The following is a 15,423-nucleotide window of genomic DNA, read 5'->3' as shown; positions in this document are numbered from 1 at the left end:
GATGACACGGAAAAGGTCTCCGCCCTTTTGATCGGTGTGCTCTGTGTAATCCGTGGTTGACGCCGCTTACAGCGCGCGGATGCGCGCTTCCTGTTCCTTCAGCGCGGCGATGTCGGCCTGCTGCTTGGCGTTCAGATCGCGCGCCTGCTGCTGCACCGCTTGCGGCGCCTTGCCGAAGCTCGGGTTGGCGATGCGCGCGCTGGTTTTTTCGAGGTCGCTCTCGAGCTTGACGATCTGCTTGGCGAGGCGCGCCAGTTCGGCGTCCTTGTCGATCAGGCCGGCCATCGGCACCAGCAGCTTGGTGGTGCCGAGCAGCGCGGTCGCCGACTGCGGGGCTTCTTCGTTCGCGGCGAGCATGCGCGGCGTCTCGACGCGGGCGAGGAACTCGATGGCCTTCTGCATCTTCGCCAGGCGCGCGCGGTCTTCGTTGCCGGCGTTCTGGACCAGCAGCGGCAGCGGCTTGCCGGGCGCGATATTCATCTCGCCGCGAATCTGCCGCACGCCGAGGATGAAAGCCTTCAGCCACTCGATGTCGGCTTCGGCGGCTTCGTCGATGCGCCCGGCATTGGCGACCGGGTAGGGCTGCAGCATGATGGTCTTGCCCTCGACGCCGGCCAAGGGTGCGACGCGCTGCCAGATTTCCTCGGTGATGAACGGCATCAGCGGATGCAGCAGGCGCAGCCAGGCTTCGAGCACGCGCAGCAGCGTGCGGCGCGTGCCGCGCTGCTGTGCCTCGCTGCCCTGCTGCAGCGCCGGTTTGCTCAGCTCCAGGTACCAGTCGCAGTACTCGTTCCAGATGAACTGGTAGAGCGCCGTGGCGAGCAGGTCGAAGCGATAGCTCGCGAAATGTCCGGCGGCCTCGGCTTCGAGCTTCTGCAGCTTGGAGATGATCCAGCGATCGGCGTCGGACAGCTCGACCGGCAGCGAGGCGTCGAGGCCGACGTCCTGGCCTTCCGCGTTCATCAGCACGTAGCGCGCCGCGTTCCAGATCTTGTTGCAGAAGTTGCGATAGCCGGCGGCGCGGCCGGCGTCGAAACGGATGTCGCGGCCCTGCGTCGCCAGCGCGGCGAAGGTGAAGCGCAGCGCGTCGACGCCGACCGCCTCGATGCCGTTCGGATAATCCTTGCGGGTCTTGGCTTCGATCTTCGGCGCGGTCTCCGGCTTCATCAGGCCGGTCGTGCGCTTCTTCACGAGCTCGTCGAGCGAGATGCCGTCGACCACGTCGAGCGGGTCGAGGACGTTGCCCTTCGACTTCGACATCTTGTTGCCTTCCGGATCGCGCACCAGGCCGGTGATGTAGACCTCGCGGAACGGCACCTCATGCTGGAAGTACTGGCCCATCATCACCATGCGCGCGACCCAGAAGAAGATGATGTCGAAGCCGGTGACCAGCACCGAACTCGGATACCATTTCTTCAGCGCCTCGGTCTGCTCGGGCCAGCCGAGCGTCGCCATCGGCCAGATGTCGGAGCTGAACCAGGTGTCGAAGACGTCTTCGTCCTGCTTCAGCGCGACGTTCGCCGCGAGGCCGTACTTGGCGCGCACCTCGGCTTCGTCGCGCGCAACGTACACCTTGCCGGCGTCGTCGAACCAGGCCGGAATGCGGTGTCCCCACCACAGCTGGCGGCTGATGCACCAGTCCTGGATGTTGTTGAGCCACTGGAAGTACGTGGTCTTCCAGTTGTCGGGCACGAAGCGGATGCGGCCGGATTCGACCGCCTCGATCGCCGGTTTGGTGATCGCGACGAGGCCGCCCGGGCCGGGCTGGCCATCGTGGCGCGTCTCGCGCGTCAGGTCGACGAACCACTGGTCGGTCAGATACGGCTCGACGACCGCACCGCTGCGATCGCCGCGCGGCACCTTGAGCTTGTGATCGTCGATCTTGTCGACGAGGCCGAGCGCCTCGAGATCGGCGACGATCTTCTTGCGCGCGACGTAGCGGTCGAGGCCGCGATAGACCTGCGGCGCTTCGTCGTTGATCGTCGCGGTCGGCGTCAGGATGTTGATCAGCGGCAGCTGGTGACGCTGGCCGAGCGCGTAGTCATTGAAGTCGTGCGCCGGCGTGATCTTCACGCAGCCGGTGCCGAACTCGCGATCGACGTAGTCGTCGGCGACGATCGGAATTTCGCGATCAACCAGCGGCAGCCGCACGGTCTTGCCGACCAGATGCTGATAGCGCTCGTCCTGCGGATGCACGGCGACCGCGGTGTCGCCGAGCATGGTTTCCGGGCGCGTGGTGGCGACGACGATGTAGTCCTTGCCGTCGGCGGTCTTCGCGCCGTGCGCCAGCGGGTAGCGGAAATGCCAGAGCTTGCCGTTCTCCTCCTCGCTGACGACTTCGAGATCGGAGATCGCCGTCAGCAGCACCGGGTCCCAGTTGACGAGGCGCTTGCCGCGGTAGATCAGGCCGGCCTCGTAGAGCTTCACGAAGTGCTCGATGACCGCCTTCGAGTACGCCGGGTCCATGGTGAACGCTTCGCGCGACCAGTCGACGCTCGAACCCATGCGGCGGATCTGGCCGCCGATGGTGCCGGCCGAATATTTCTTCCACTCCCAGACTTTCTCGACGAACTTGTCGCGGCCGAGCTCGAGGCGCGCCGGCTCGCCGGCCAGCTTGAGGTTGCGCTCGACGACCATCTGCGTGGCGATGCCGGCGTGATCGGTGCCCGGCTGCCACAGGGTGTCCTTGCCCGACATGCGCGCGTGCCGGGTCAGCGCGTCCATCACCGTGTGCTGGAAGGCATGGCCCATGTGCAGCGTGCCGGTGACGTTCGGCGGCGGGATCATGATGCTGTACGGCTCGCCGTGGCCGGACGGCGCGTAGCAGCCGTCGCGCTCCCAGGTCTCGCGCCAGCGGGCTTCGATGTCGCGCGGTTCGAAAGTCTTGTCCATGCAGATCTTCTTATGGGGTCGGCGGTACGGCGCGCAGGGCGGGCCGTGCGCAAAGGGCGCTCATTTTAGAGGGTCCGCGGGACGCCGCGCGCGTGGCGCGACGCGGCCAAGGCTTTACGGCTGGCAGTTCGGCCCGCGGATCACGTCGATCGAACCGACCTTGCCGTCCGCCGTCGGCACGATCAGCACCTGATCGCGGTTCTCGCAGGCAAAGCCGATGCGCGAGGGCTTGCGCAGGCACTGCATGTAGCGCGCGTTCTCGTGATCGACGCCGCGCTCGTCGGTGTAGGCGCCATGCTTGAGAACCGGCGAGCAGGCGAAATCCATGGCGCCGAGCTTGATCTCGGCGTCATCGGTACTGACGCCGACCGGGATTTCCTGGTGGACGCGCGTGACGAGCGCCGAATCCGGCGTCTGGCTGAAATAACTGCAGGCGCCGAGGGCGAGCGGCAGCAGGAGCATCGGCAGCAGGGTGCGGTTCATAGATTGTGGGTCGCCAGTTCGTAGCCGCGGTCGCGGTAGTAGCGGTAGCGCTCGCGCGATTTCGCGCGGCCCTGGGCATCGGGCGCGACGATCTCCAGCACGCGCTCGAAGCGGCTGAAGAAGTCGGGAACTTCGAGGCCGAGGTTGAGCATCACGCCGTGATGGCTGTCCGGCGGTTCGACGTGGCCGATGAGCACCGTCGGCAGCGGTTCCGCCAGCGATCCGCCGGCGTAGCGCTCGTGCGCGATGAAGCCGCCCTGGCGGACGGTCCACAGGGCGACGTCGAGGTCTTCGGCGACGGCGGCGTCGGGCACGTTGGCGTAGATGCGATGGCCGGCGGCGATCGCCTTGTCGCAGAGCTTGCAGGCGGTCAGCACCTGCGTGCCGGCGGGCGCCGCGCCCTCCGGCAGGATGTAGAAATCGATCCGCGTCATGGCGGCATTATGCCGCCTTCAATCGTGTCGGCGCTGCGACGGTGTGTAAGGCTTGTCGCCGATCAGGCGGGTCTGCGCAATGAAGCGCGGGCTGAACAGGTCGAGCTGCGGGCGGTCCAGGCGCGTCTGGATGCGCGCCAGATCGAGCAGCGCCCAGTCGAGCACGTCGGTCTGGAAAGGCCGCCGTTCGAGGGCGACCGCCGTGGCGGCGTCCGGGCGCGGCGACATCCACACGAAGAACGGCACCGTCATGCCGGCTTCGCTCAGCGAATGCCCCGCGAAATCGCGGGTATGGCCGACTTCCTGGGCATGGTCGGACGTGAACAGGAAGGCACCGGACTGGGCGCCGACGTCCGCCTTGAAGCTGTGCAGCAGGCGGGCGATGACGGTGTCCTGGTACAGCATGGCGTTGTCGTAGCTGTTGCGCTGCAGGCGCACCCACGGCGAACGGCCGTCCTTGCGCATCTGCTCGATCACCGCATCGTCGCTGCCGGAGAAGCGGTGGAAGTTCGGCGGCGAGCGCATTTCGTAGTGCGGGTGCGCGCCGAGCAGATGCACGAAGATCATCTTGCGCGGCGCCGGGTCGCGCAGTGCCTCGTCCCAGAACGGCAGCACGCCTTCGTCGAGCTTGCGGTCGCCGCGGCCGCCGCCGACATTGACCAGGTGCACGACGTCGGCTTCCGCGGCGAAGCGCGGATTGATGAAGCGATCCTGCTGGTTGGAGATCCAGAAGGTCTTGTAGCCGGCCGCCTTGGCGAGCAGCACGACGCTCGGCTCGGCCTCGTCGTCGAGACGGTTGTCGAGTTCGGCCGGCGTCAGCATCAGGCGGAACGAGGCGACGGTGCCGCTGGCGCCGGAAATCACGTCGCGGAACACCAGCGCATCCCTGGCTTCGCGCATCAGCTGCGGCGTGGTGGCGCGCGGATAACCGTAGAGCTGCCAGTTCCAGCGGTTGGTGCTTTCGCCGAGCACCACGGCGACGGTGTGCTGTTGCGGGCCGACGTAGACCGGCGCCCACTGCGGCAGCTTCTGTTCGGCGATGCGCCGCTTGTCATCGAGCTGCGCGAGCTTGTCCTGGAAGTGCTGGTAGTGCAGCAGCTGGGTCGGCCAGAACACCGCGGGATTGGAACGGCGGAACGTCGGGTTGGCGTGCAGGCCGAGGAACAGCACCAGCACGACGACCGCCCAGCGCGCCTTTTGCCGCAGCATCGGCACGGCATTCGGCCGCAGCCACAGCAGCAAGGCCAGGACCACGGCGGCGGCGAGCACGTACTGCATGAGCAGCGGCGCGTACTGCTGGACGAATTCGACGCTCTCGTCGCTCGTCGTATTGCTGATCGCGTCGATGACCAGCACCGCATCCGGCTCGGTCTGGTAGACCTCGATCAGGAAGGCCTTGATGCCGACGTCGAGCGCGAACAGCGTCGCCCAGATGCTGTAGCTGATGCGCAAGGCGCGGCCTTGCAGCAGGCGGCACAGCGGATAGGCGCCCAGAACGAAAACCAGCGCTGCCTTGAGCGAATCGCGCCAGCCGGCATCGAGGACGGCATAGGCGCCCAGCACCACGCCAGTACTGAAGGCGATGCCAAAACGGCGCAACCAGGCATGCCCACGCGGCAAGGCCGCCACGACCATCGACGCATTCATCTACCGAAGCCCCACACCGGATCGCGCGACAGGTCCCGGACCCCCGCCAGCGCCAAAGCCGCCCCCAATGGCCGGCTGTATCGTCGAGCAGGCTTTTCAATCCTGCTCTTTCTTGGCAGCCATATTAAGCAAATATTGCACGAGCAGGGTTACAGGCCGACCACTGGCTTTCTTGCCAGTCCAGGCGGTGCCGGCGATGTCGAGATGCGCCCACTTCATCTTGCGCGTGAAGCGGTGCAGGAAGGTCGCGCCGATGATCGCGCCGCCGCCATTGCCGCCGCGTGTGGCGATGTTGGCGATGTCGGCGAACTCGCTCTTGATGTTCTCGTCGTAGTCCGGCCACAGCGGCAGTTCCCAGGCGCGGTCGCCGCTCTGTTCGCCGGCGGCGAGCAGCGCACGCGCCAGCGCCGGCGTGTTGCTGAACAGACCCGAGGCGACGCTGCCGAGGGCGACCACGCAGGCGCCGGTCAGCGTCGCCATGTCGATGCAGACGCTCGGCTCGTATTCCTTTTCGGCGTAGCTGAGGGCGTCGCAGAGGATCAGGCGGCCTTCGGCATCGGTGTTGAGGATTTCGATGGTGATGCCGGCCATGCTGGTGACGATGTCGCCCGGCTTGTTGGCCTCGCCGTTGATGAGGTTCTCGGTCGCCGCGACGATGCCGACCACGTTGACCGGCAGCTTCAGCTCGGCGATCGCCGTCAGCGTGCCGAACACCGAGGCGCCGCCGCACATGTCGAACTTCATCTCGTCCATCGCCGCGGCCGGCTTGATCGAAATGCCGCCGGCGTCGAAGGTCAGGCCCTTGCCGACGAGAGCGACCGGCTTCTCGTTCTTCGGGCCCTTGAGATATTCCATGACGATCAGCTTCGGCGGCTGGCTCGAGCCCTTGGCGACCGACAGCAGGGCGCCCATGCCGAGCTTCTCCATCTCGGCCTTGTCGAGAATCTTGGTCTTGATGGCGCTGTGCTGCGCGGCGAGCTGCCGGGCACGTTCGGCGAGGTAGGTCGGCGTGCACAGATTGCCGGGCAGATTGCCGAGGTCCTTGGCCAGCGCCACGCCCTTGGCCATCGCCAGGGCTTCGGCGAGGCCGCGTTCGCCGGCCGGCAGATCGGAGCGGCGCGGCACGTCGAAGGTGTAGCGCTCCAGCTTCGGCGGCTGGATCTCTTCGCGGAACTTGGCGCCGCGGCACTCGTCGAAGCGGTAGAACACCTCTTCGGTCGCGAGCAGCGCCTGGCTCACGTTCCACTGGAAATCGCGGTTCTTGATCGGCAGATGCGTGAGATAGGAGACCGCATCGATGGCGCCGGTCTGGCGCAGTGCGCGCGCCGCGGCGGCATTGGCCTTGCGGAAGGCGGCCTCATCGAAGTTGCGTTCCTTGCCCAGACCAACGAGCATCACGCGATCGGCGAAGGTGCCGGCGACGTTGTGCAGTACCAGCGTCGAACCCAGCTTGCCGTCCATGTCGCCGCGGCGCATGACGGTGGCGATCGCCCCGTCGCTGACGCGGTCGATCGTCTCGGCCGCATCGGTCGGCGAGCGGCGATCGAAGACGCCGACGATCACGCAGGCCACCCGCTGCTTTTCGGGATTTCCACTTTTGACGAAATATTCCATGCGAGGCTCGGTATTGAATGGTTCTTCAGGTTTTCGCCGTCCGTTGGCTGCTGGCCCTGCATGACGCTGTGTCCGGGGCCGCGTGAAAACCTTGAAAAGTGTGCGGCAATCCGCATTCTAGCATCGGACTGAGCGATGCAAACGAGGGGAATCGACCGATCGCCGGTCCGGCGCTCATCTAATTTCGAGATATCCGCAGGGCGCGGACCGTTGCGCCGCCGCGGCTACGCATCGGCGGCAAAAAAAAGCACAATGCGCGCCGGACCGGCCGGCGCATGACACACGGACAACCATGAAGGGCGTACTCGGACGCTACCTGCTGCGCGAAGCCGGCATCGCCTGGTTCGGCGTGACGCTGGTGCTGCTGGCGATCATGCTGTCGACCCGCTTCGCGCGCTTTCTGGCCGACGCCGCCGCCGGCGAACTGCCGCAGAACCTGCTGCTGCAGGTCGCCGCGCTGTCGAGCCTGCAGTATCTGGTGCTGCTGATTCCGGTGTCGCTGCTGCTGGCGGTGATGATGGCGCTCGGCCGCCTGTACCAGGACAACGAGATCGCGGCGATGACCGGCTGCGGCGTCGGTCTCTGGGCCCTGTACCGGCCCTTCCTGTTGCTGGGTACGGCGCTGGCGGTGCTGACCGCCTTGCTCGCCTTCCAGGTCGGCCCCTGGGCCGGACGCACCGGCGAGTATCTCACCAAGAATGCCGCGCGCTTCATCAAGTACAACCCGTTCGAGCCCGGCCGCTTCAAGTCGCTGGGCGACGATCGCGCGGTGGTGTTCACCGAACGCATGAGCACCAACGGCGACACCCTGGAGAACGTCGTGGCGCAGATCGCCGAACCCAAGGCGAGCAGCTTCGTCACGGCGCGGCGCGGCACGCAGGCGGTCAATGCCGACAGCGGCATGCGCAGGATCACGCTGGCGGACGGTTACCGCTACATCGGCGAGCCCGGCACGACGCAGTTCGACGTCGTGCGCTTCGATACGCTGACGACCAACATCCGCCCGCCGGAATTCCTCTACACCGCCTCGAAGCGCAAGATCCAGCCGACCAGCCAGCTGCTCGGCAGCGACGACCCCAGGGATCGTGCCGAACTGCAGTGGCGCATCAGTGCGCCGATCGCGGTGTTCGTGCTGGCGCTGTTCGCCGTGCCGCTGTCCTATGTGCGGCCACGCCAGGGCCGGTACGGCAAGCTGGTGATCGGTATCGTTGCGTATCTCGTCTATTCGCAGCTGCTCGGCATCGCGCAGTCCTGGGTCGCCAAGGACAAGCCGATCGGCGTGCTCGGCTTGTGGTGGGTCCATGTGCTGATGCTGCTGATCGCGCTGCTGCTGATCGGCCGCCAGCAGAACTGGTTCGGCCTGCTGCTGCGGCGGAGGCCGGCGTGAAGCGTCTCGGCCGTCATCTGGTCGCGCACATCGCCGGCTTCTCGGGCGTCGTCGGGCTTGCGCTGGTTGCCATCTACACGTTCGTCAGCTTCGTGTCGGACATCGACAAGACCGGGCAGGGCGGCTTCGGCGTCGCGCAGCTGCTGTACTACACCGCGATGATGATGCCGGCGGGCCTTTACACGCTGATGCCGGTGATCGCCCTGCTCGGCACCCTGATGGGGCTCGGCGCGCTGGCGGCGCAGAACGAGATCACCGCCATGCGCGCGGCCGGCATGACCATCGTCCAGCTCGGCGTCGCGACGCTCTGCGCCGGCCTGTTGCTCGGCACGCTGGAGGTCATGCTCGGCGACGTCTTCGCCCCGGCCGGCACGCAGGCTGCGCGCAGTTTCAAGAGCGAGGCGCGCAACGGCGCGCCGACGGGCATCGCCACCGACAGGCCGCTGTGGCTGCGCGACGGCGACGCCGTCGTGCACATCGGCACGCTGATCTCGGAAAGCGAGGTCGCCAACGTCGACATCTACCAGCTCGACGCCGACCTGGCGCTGCGCACCGTGCTGCGCGCCGAGCGTGGCCGCTACATCGACGGACGCTGGCATCTGAGCGGCATCGCCATGACGCGCTTCGCGGATGGCCGCACGATCGCCGAGCATCGCGACCAGCTCGACGTCGAAGGCCACCTGTCGCCCGACGTGCTGCGCCTGTTCGTGCTCGAGGCGGACAGCCTGACCACGCCCGGCCTGGTGCGCCTGATCGCCTACCTGGACGACAACGGCCTCGATGCGCGCAGCTACCGCCTGTCGCTGTGGCGCAAGCTGGTCGCGCCGCTGACGGTGGTGGCGATGATGCTGTTCGCGGTGCCGTTCGTGCTCGGCTCGCAGCGCGGCGGCGGCGCCGGCCAGCGGCTCCTGATCGGCATCGTCGTCGGTCTGGTGTTCTACGTGATCAACGAGGTCACGGCGAGCGTCGGCCAGCTCTACGGCTGGCCGCCGCTGCTCGCCGCCGGCCTGCCGACGCTGGTGCTGGCCGTGCTCGCCGCGGAGCGTCTGCGGCGGGCGCGCTGAGGCGCTGCGCCCGTCGTGTCCGTGCGATGCATTTCGTTACGAATCATTACGCGCAATCGGCGCGAGTTCATGATGCATTCAGTGCCGCGGCGCATGCTGCCCGCCGTCGCGGTGGTGTCCAGGAGCATGACCATGGTGACTCGCACATTTTCTTCCCGTATTCCGCGGCTGCTGGCGCTTGCCACGGCGGTCGCGCTTGCCGCCTGCGCCACGGCGACCCCCTATCAACCGGCTGATCACGGCTACGGCTACAGCGAGCAGCGCATCGAGCAGAACCGCTATCGCGTGACGTTCGCCGGCAATTCCGACACGCCGAGGCAGACGGTCGAGAATTACCTGCTCTACCGCGCCGCCGAGCTGACGCTGCAGGCCGGCTACGACTACTTCGTGTTCGCCTCGGACAGCACCGAGGCCAGCACGCGCTACCTTCAGAACTTCAGCGGCTACTACGGCTGGGGTCCTTATTACTGGTATCCGCGCGGCATGTACGGCGGTCTCGGCGCGTCGACGTCGACGCCGGTCACCGAGTACGAAGCGCAGGCCAACATCGTGATGTTCGCCGGCAAGAAGAAGGACGAGGACGTCAAGGCCTTCGATGCCCGTCAGGTGCGTAGCAATCTCGAAGCGCTGATCGTGCGGCCGGTGCCGAAGAGCTAGAGCGGCTCAGGTCTTCGGCGGTTTCGGCAGTTCGACGATCGTCGTGCCGCTGAGCCAGTCCTGCGGCGCGCGGCGCCGGCGGTCGGCGTACAGGCCGATCAGCATGAGCGCCGCCAGCAGGGCGCAGACGAGCGCCACGATCCCGGCGTGCGCTCCATCGCGCAGATGCGGCAGCCGCGCGAGCGCCGGCGCCAGCACGACCCCCCACACCGCCAGCATCACCGCACAGCGCGTGGCGGCCGCCGCCCACGACAGGGCGCGGCCGTCGTCGCGCTGCACGCGCAAGCGCCACACGCGCATGCCCAGTGTCTGGCCGCCGTGTGTCCAGAACCAGCCGAAGAAGCCGAGCCAGACCAGGAACACGCACAGCTGCAGGGTGGCCCAGTCGTAGGGAATGCCGGCGAGGTTGCGCAGCACGGCGTCGATCAGCACGGTCGCCATCCACAAGCCGAGCAGCAGCAGGCCGTCGTAGACGGCGGCGATCAGGCGGCGCCACAGCGGCGCCGGCGGCAGGGGTTCGGACATGCGCGGCAGCCGGGCAAAGGGCGCCCAGCATAACGACCGCGTCCGAAAAGAAAAGCCGCGGCGGTCGCGGCTTTTCCTCTCGGCATCTCGTCATGCGGCGGCGACCGGCTTGATCGCCTGTGCGCGCAGGGCCGCGCTGCTCAGCGTCGGCGTGCTGCTGCGCGCCGCCGCCATCAGCAGCTGGCGCGAGGTCTGGCCTTGATCGGGGAAGGTGCCGCAGCCGACGTGCGCCTGAGCGCTGAGGCGTTGCCCGCCGAGTTCGAGCGGCATCGTGCAGGCGGACAGCAGCTGATCCTGCAGCAGTTGCGGAGCGCCCTCCATGGGATCGCGCATGCGCAGCAACGCGAATTCGGTCTTGCCGTAGCGCGCCAGGAAATCGTGCGGACGCGCCAGCGGACGAAGGCGTTCGGCGATGATTTTCATGGCGTCGTTTTCACGTCCGTTCAGATCCGGAAAGCGCAGCGCGCCGTAGAACAGATCGAACTTGGCGTGCGTGCGCGAGCAGCGCTGGATGAAGTTGACCGCTTCCTGCTGGAATGACGCGCGATTGCGCAGCATGGTGTCCGGGTCGTGCAGGGCGAGAATGCGGGCGCGCTCGTCCTGCGCGCGGCGCAGGCGCTCCTCGCGCAGCTGGGCCTGCACGCGCGAATCGTAGGCCGCCAGGCCCATGATCAGCAGCGACATGAGCACGGTGAACGCCGTGACCGGCCCGGCGGTCCAGGCGCCGGTCAGGCTGCCGGTGGCGCGGCAGATCGAGCCGACCGGGAAATGCGCGGCGGCCATGCCGGTGTAGTGCATGCCAACCACGGCCAGGCCCATGATCGCCGCGGCGACGAGGCGTGCCGGGATCTGCCGCCCGTCGGTGATGCGGCGCAGACGGAAGACGATCCACAGTGCCGCGCCGGACGCCGCAACGGCGATCGCCACGGAAGCGACGAACAAGGGCGCGTTCCAGTCGATGCCGGGCTGCATCTTCATTGCGTACATGCCGGTGTAGTGCATGACGCAGATGCCGGAGCCCATCAGCGCCGCGCCGACCACGACGGCCTTGAGGCCCATCTGCCGGCGGCTGCTCACATACAGCGCCAGCGCGGCCACGACGATGGCGGCGATCAGCGACACCAGCGTCGTCGCCAGGTCGTAGCCCAGTTCGATCGGCAGCGAGAAGGCCTGCATGCCGATGAAGTGCATCGACCAGATGCCGGTGCCCATGGCCAGCGCGCCGAGCGCGATCCACAGCCATTCGCGCTCGGGGTTGCGGTGGATGCGATGGGCGATGTCGATCGCCGAGTAGCCGGCGAATGACGCGACGACATAGGACAGCGCGACCAGCCCGAGATCGTAGTGGCCGTCGAGATAGCTCGAATTCAAGGCGTTCCCCTGTTTGCCTGCGGACGGCTCCATAGTGGCCGTAGACAAAAATGCCCAGGCGGCCATTGCTCCGCCCGCGATGGCCGGCCGTCGGTCGGCGCCGGCGGGACCTCCGCTCGTCGGTTTCGGGCCACCGTTCGTTCTTCGTCGGGGTGCGGCGCGGCTGGCGGCGCCGGCTTGCTACACTTGGCCATCCCCGAATGTCACCGCGCGGCGACCGCCGCGCCATCAACCGGTTTTTCATCGCCATGTGGTTCAAGAATCTGCAGACCTATCGTCTGGCAGGCGAGTGGACGCTCGCTCCCGGCAGTCTCGAGGAACGCCTCGCCAAGCATCCTCTGCATCCCTGCATCGGCCTCAATCCGCAGAGCCGCGGCTGGGTGGCGCCGGCGGCGGGCGGCTCGCAGTCCCAGCTCGTGTACGCGCAGGGACGGCAGATGCTCATCGCGCTCGGGGTCGAGCAGAAGCTGCTGCCCTCGTCGGTGGTCAAGCAGACCGTCGACGAGCGCGCCGCGGAGCTGGCGGCGAAGCAGGGCTTCAAGCCGGGCCGCAAGCAGCTGCGCGATCTCAAGGATCAGGTCGTCGCCGAGCTCATGCCGCGCGCCTTCGCCAAGCGGCGCAGCACGCGCGCCTGGATCGATCCGGTCAGCGGCTGGGTCGTGGTCGACGCCGCCTCGCCGGCGCGGGCCGAGGAATTGCTCGAGGTGCTGCGCGATGCCGTGGAAGGGCTCGCGCTCGAGCTGCCCGAGCTGGCGCAGTCGCCGGCGGCGGCGATGACGGCCTGGCTGGCCGGCGGCGATGCGCCCGGCACGTTCGACCTCGACCAGGAGTGCGAGCTGCGCGGCAACGACCAGACCAAGCCGACCGTGCGCTATCTGCGCCACGCGCTCGACGGTGCCGAGGTGCGCAAGCACATCAGCGAAGGCAAGCAGGCGACGCGCCTCGGCCTGCGCTGGAACAATCGCGCCAGCTTCGTGCTGACCGACAAGTTCGAGGTCAGGAAGCTGCGTTTCGAGGACATCGAGCAGGCGCGCGAGGATGCCGCGACGCAGAGTCCCGAGGAGCAGTTCGACGCCGAGTTCGCGCTGATGTCGGGTGAACTCGTCGCCCTGCTGGGCGATCTCGAGAAGGCGCTCGGCGGCAGCGATCTGAAAGCGGCGGCCTGAGCGCGCTGCGGCGTCGGGGCCGGCCCGGCGCCCCCGATCGCGCCGCCAACAAAAATCCCCGCGCGTGGCGGGGCTTTTCGTGTGTGGCGCTCCTACCCGGATTCGAACCGGGGTTTAAGCCTTGAGAGGGCTCCGTCCTAGGCCTCTAGACGATAGGAGCGTTGTCGGGTGCGGCGAAGGGTGCGCATTGTACGCAGGCCGATGCCTTGCCTCAAGGCATGACCGTCACCGCGGCGGGTCGTATCGCATGAAATGGCGTGCCGCGACCTTTTTGCTGCTTTGTGCGGCACCCGGGGCCGCGTATCATACGCGCCGCATGAATTGGCTCAAGACTTTGTTTCCGCGCAACAAGAAGATTCCCGCTCCGAAACGGGTGCCGCGCGCGGAACACCCGATCTCCCGCTCGCAGCTTCCATCCGGCACGCTGAAGGTCCTCTATGGGCTGAAGGACGCCGGCTTCGAGGCATACGTGGTCGGCGGCGGTGTGCGCGACCTGCTGGCGGGCATGGAGCCCAAGGACTTCGACATCGCCACCAACGCGCGGCCCGAGGAAGTGCGGCAGATCTTCCGCTCCTGCCGTCTCGTCGGCCGGCGCTTCGTCATCGCGCACGTGCGCTTCGGCGACGAGATCTCCGAGGTCACCACCTTTCGCGGCCCGATCACCGACAGCCACGAGCGTGACGAGACCGGCCGCATCCTTGCCGACAACGAGTACGGCACGCTGGAGACCGACGCGTTCCGCCGCGACTTTACCGTCAACGCGCTGTACTACGACATCCGCGACTTCTCGATCGTCGACTTCGCCGGCGGCCTCGACGACATCAAGGCCGGCGTCATCCGCCTGATCGGCGATCCAGAGCTGCGCTACCGCGAGGATCCGGTGCGCATGCTGCGCGCGGTGCGCATCGCCAACAAGCTGAAGTTCCACATCGAGAAGAGTACGGCGGCGCCGATCCGCAAGCTGGCGCCGCTGCTGCGCGAGATTCCGCCGGCGCGTCTGTTCGACGAGGTGGTCAAGCTGCTGCAGTGCCGCGATGGCGTGGCCAATCTGCAGGGCTTGCGCGAGTACGGCCTGCTGGCGCACCTGTTGCCGCATACCGACATGGCGATGGCCAAGCCGCAGTCGCGCGATTTCGTCGAGCGCGCGCTGGCCAATACCGCCGAGCGCATCGTCGCCGAGCAGACCGTCAGTCCGGCTTTCCTCTACGCCGCGCTGCTGTGGCCGGCGGTGCAGGCGCGTACGCAGCAGCTCTGCAAGGGCGACAGCGCGCAGGTGAACGTGGCGATCGCCGAAGCATCCGAGGAAGTGCTGGCCAAGGCGCAGCAGCACATCGTCATTCCCAAGCGTTTCTCGGTGCCGATGCGCGAGATCTGGGCGCTGCAGCCGCGCTTCGACATGCGCCGCGGCGGACGCGCGCAGCGCCTGTTGACGCATCCGCGCTTTCGCGCCGCCTACGACTTCCTCCTGCTGCGCGCCGCCTCCGGCGAGGCGCCGCAGGAGCTCGCCGACTGGTGGACGCAGGCGCAGACCGGCAGCGGTCTGCCGCCGGTCACCGCGACCGAAAGCAATGCCGACGGCGAAGGCGCGCCGCGCAAGCGTCGCCGCCGGCGCGGCGGCCGTAACCGCCGTCGCCCGTCCGAGCAGCCGACCGCTGGCGAGTGAGCGCACGGGCGCATATCGGGCTCGGCGCCAATCTCGGCGATCCCGCGGCGCGCCTGCGCTGGGCCGTCGCCGCGCTCGCCGCGCTCGGTGACATCGAAGCGCGCTCGCGGCTCTACCGCAGTGCGCCGATGGGGCCGGCCGGCCAGCCCGACTTCTGCAACGCCGTGGCGATCCTGCGCACGCCGCTGACGCCGGCGGCGCTGATGGAGGCGCTGCTGGCGATCGAGCGCAAGACCGGGCGCATCCGCAGCGTGAAGTGGGGGCCGCGCACGCTCGATCTCGATCTGCTGCATGTCGACGGCGTCACGCTCGATACGCCGGGCCTGCGCCTGCCGCATCCAGGTATCGCCGCGCGCAGCTTCGTGCTGTGGCCGTGGGCGGAAATCGCGCCGGATCTCGTCGTGCCCGGCGTCGGCCGCATCGCCGACGCGGCGGCGGCGCTCGGTGCCGAAGGCCTTGCGCCCTGGGAATGATCCCGGGTTGACCGCTCGGGCGGATTGGCTACACTGCGCCGCGCTCC

At 67.7% G+C, this 15,423-nt stretch carries 13 protein-coding genes and 1 tRNA gene; 6 read left to right on the top strand and 8 right to left on the bottom strand.

Annotated features, from left to right (window positions below; genetic code table 11):
- Positions 1 to 66: 66 nt before the first annotated feature.
- From K344_RS0115145 to K344_RS0115125, 5 genes are all read right to left on the bottom strand, one after another.
- On the bottom strand, positions 67 to 2,892 hold the full coding sequence (locus K344_RS0115145) for a valine--tRNA ligase (protein ID WP_028081373.1): 2,826 nt from the start codon (positions 2,890 to 2,892) through the stop codon (positions 67 to 69).
- 114 nt (positions 2,893 to 3,006) lie between these two features.
- On the bottom strand, positions 3,007 to 3,375 hold the full coding sequence (locus K344_RS0115140; protein WP_028081372.1) for a hypothetical protein: 369 nt from the start codon (positions 3,373 to 3,375) through the stop codon (positions 3,007 to 3,009).
- Positions 3,372 to 3,809 (bottom strand): DNA polymerase III subunit chi, encoded by a 438-nt coding sequence (locus tag K344_RS0115135; RefSeq protein WP_028081371.1) that lies wholly within the window; start codon positions 3,807 to 3,809, stop codon positions 3,372 to 3,374. Before K344_RS0115135 ends, K344_RS0115140 begins: the two co-directional genes overlap by 4 nt.
- A gap of 18 nt (positions 3,810 to 3,827) precedes the next feature.
- Positions 3,828 to 5,456 (bottom strand): phosphoethanolamine transferase, encoded by a 1,629-nt coding sequence (locus tag K344_RS21990; RefSeq protein WP_051362280.1) that lies wholly within the window; start codon positions 5,454 to 5,456, stop codon positions 3,828 to 3,830.
- Between the two features lie 96 nt (positions 5,457 to 5,552).
- Entirely contained in the window at positions 5,553 to 7,070 is a 1,518-nt protein-coding gene (locus tag K344_RS0115125; protein WP_028081370.1) for a leucyl aminopeptidase, read from the bottom strand.
- A 292-nt stretch (positions 7,071 to 7,362) separates the two neighbouring features.
- Between K344_RS0115125 and lptF the strand changes: the two genes are divergently transcribed.
- The 3 genes from lptF (at position 7,363) to K344_RS0115110 (ending at position 10,178) form a co-directional block, all read left to right on the top strand.
- Positions 7,363 to 8,457, top strand: coding sequence for an LPS export ABC transporter permease LptF (gene lptF / locus K344_RS0115120; protein ID WP_028081369.1), 1,095 nt, complete (start codon positions 7,363 to 7,365; stop codon positions 8,455 to 8,457).
- A complete protein-coding gene (gene lptG / locus K344_RS0115115; protein ID WP_028081368.1) occupies positions 8,454 to 9,521 on the top strand; it encodes an LPS export ABC transporter permease LptG in 1,068 nt (355 codons plus the stop codon). Before lptF ends, lptG begins: the two co-directional genes overlap by 4 nt.
- A gap of 132 nt (positions 9,522 to 9,653) precedes the next feature.
- On the top strand, positions 9,654 to 10,178 hold the full coding sequence (locus K344_RS0115110) for a CC0125/CC1285 family lipoprotein (RefSeq protein WP_051362317.1): 525 nt from the start codon (positions 9,654 to 9,656) through the stop codon (positions 10,176 to 10,178).
- Positions 10,179 to 10,184: 6 nt separating this feature from the next.
- Here the strand turns inward: K344_RS0115110 and K344_RS21985 are convergent, their stop codons facing one another.
- Positions 10,185 to 10,703 (bottom strand): RDD family protein, encoded by a 519-nt coding sequence (locus K344_RS21985; RefSeq protein ID WP_051362279.1) that lies wholly within the window; start codon positions 10,701 to 10,703, stop codon positions 10,185 to 10,187.
- Positions 10,704 to 10,793: 90 nt separating this feature from the next.
- Positions 10,794 to 12,074 carry an MHYT domain-containing protein gene (locus K344_RS21980; protein ID WP_051362278.1) on the bottom strand — a complete coding sequence of 427 codons (1,281 nt, stop codon included), beginning with the start codon at positions 12,072 to 12,074 and terminating at the stop codon, positions 10,794 to 10,796.
- Between the two features lie 248 nt (positions 12,075 to 12,322).
- Here K344_RS21980 and K344_RS0115095 point away from each other — a divergent pair, with 248 nt between their 5' ends.
- Positions 12,323 to 13,240, top strand: coding sequence for a recombination-associated protein RdgC (locus K344_RS0115095; protein WP_028081366.1), 918 nt, complete (start codon positions 12,323 to 12,325; stop codon positions 13,238 to 13,240).
- A gap of 84 nt (positions 13,241 to 13,324) precedes the next feature.
- Here the strand turns inward: K344_RS0115095 and K344_RS0115090 are convergent.
- A tRNA-Glu gene (locus K344_RS0115090) sits at positions 13,325 to 13,400 on the bottom strand.
- Positions 13,401 to 13,556: 156 nt separating this feature from the next.
- Here K344_RS0115090 and pcnB point away from each other — a divergent pair.
- Positions 13,557 to 14,903, top strand: a complete 1,347-nt coding sequence (pcnB, locus tag K344_RS0115085; RefSeq protein WP_043114673.1) for a polynucleotide adenylyltransferase PcnB — start codon at positions 13,557 to 13,559, stop codon at positions 14,901 to 14,903.
- Positions 14,900 to 15,376, top strand: coding sequence for a 2-amino-4-hydroxy-6-hydroxymethyldihydropteridine diphosphokinase (gene folK, locus K344_RS0115080; protein ID WP_028081364.1), 477 nt, complete (start codon positions 14,900 to 14,902; stop codon positions 15,374 to 15,376). The genes pcnB and folK overlap by 4 nt, the downstream gene beginning before the upstream one ends.
- Positions 15,377 to 15,423 lie beyond the last annotated feature (47 nt).

Origin of the sequence: Solimonas soli DSM 21787, assembly GCF_000474945.1 — a bacterium.
Lineage (GTDB): Bacteria > Pseudomonadota > Gammaproteobacteria > Nevskiales > Nevskiaceae > Solimonas > Solimonas soli.
Note: the sequence above shows the minus strand (reverse complement) of the source record. Positions and strands in the feature narration are given on the sequence as shown.

Bases quoted from the DNA above. Each gene is read 5' to 3' on its own strand.
- K344_RS0115140 (WP_028081372.1), bottom strand. From the start codon at position 3,375: ATGAACCGCACCCTGCTGCCGATGCTCCTGCTGCCGCTCGCCCTCGGC.
- K344_RS0115095 (WP_028081366.1), top strand. From the start codon at position 12,323: ATGTGGTTCAAGAATCTGCAGACCTATCGTCTGGCAGGCGAGTGGACG.
- K344_RS21990 (WP_051362280.1), bottom strand. From the start codon at position 5,456: ATGAATGCGTCGATGGTCGTGGCGGCCTTGCCGCGTGGGCATGCCTGG.
- K344_RS0115135 (WP_028081371.1), bottom strand. From the start codon at position 3,809: ATGACGCGGATCGATTTCTACATCCTGCCGGAGGGCGCGGCGCCCGCC.
- K344_RS0115125 (WP_028081370.1), bottom strand. From the start codon at position 7,070: ATGGAATATTTCGTCAAAAGTGGAAATCCCGAAAAGCAGCGGGTGGCC.
- pcnB (WP_043114673.1), top strand. From the start codon at position 13,557: ATGAATTGGCTCAAGACTTTGTTTCCGCGCAACAAGAAGATTCCCGCT.
- K344_RS0115145 (WP_028081373.1), bottom strand. From the start codon at position 2,892: ATGGACAAGACTTTCGAACCGCGCGACATCGAAGCCCGCTGGCGCGAG.
- lptF (WP_028081369.1), top strand. From the start codon at position 7,363: ATGAAGGGCGTACTCGGACGCTACCTGCTGCGCGAAGCCGGCATCGCC.
- K344_RS0115110 (WP_051362317.1), top strand. From the start codon at position 9,654: ATGGTGACTCGCACATTTTCTTCCCGTATTCCGCGGCTGCTGGCGCTT.
- K344_RS21985 (WP_051362279.1), bottom strand. From the start codon at position 10,703: ATGTCCGAACCCCTGCCGCCGGCGCCGCTGTGGCGCCGCCTGATCGCC.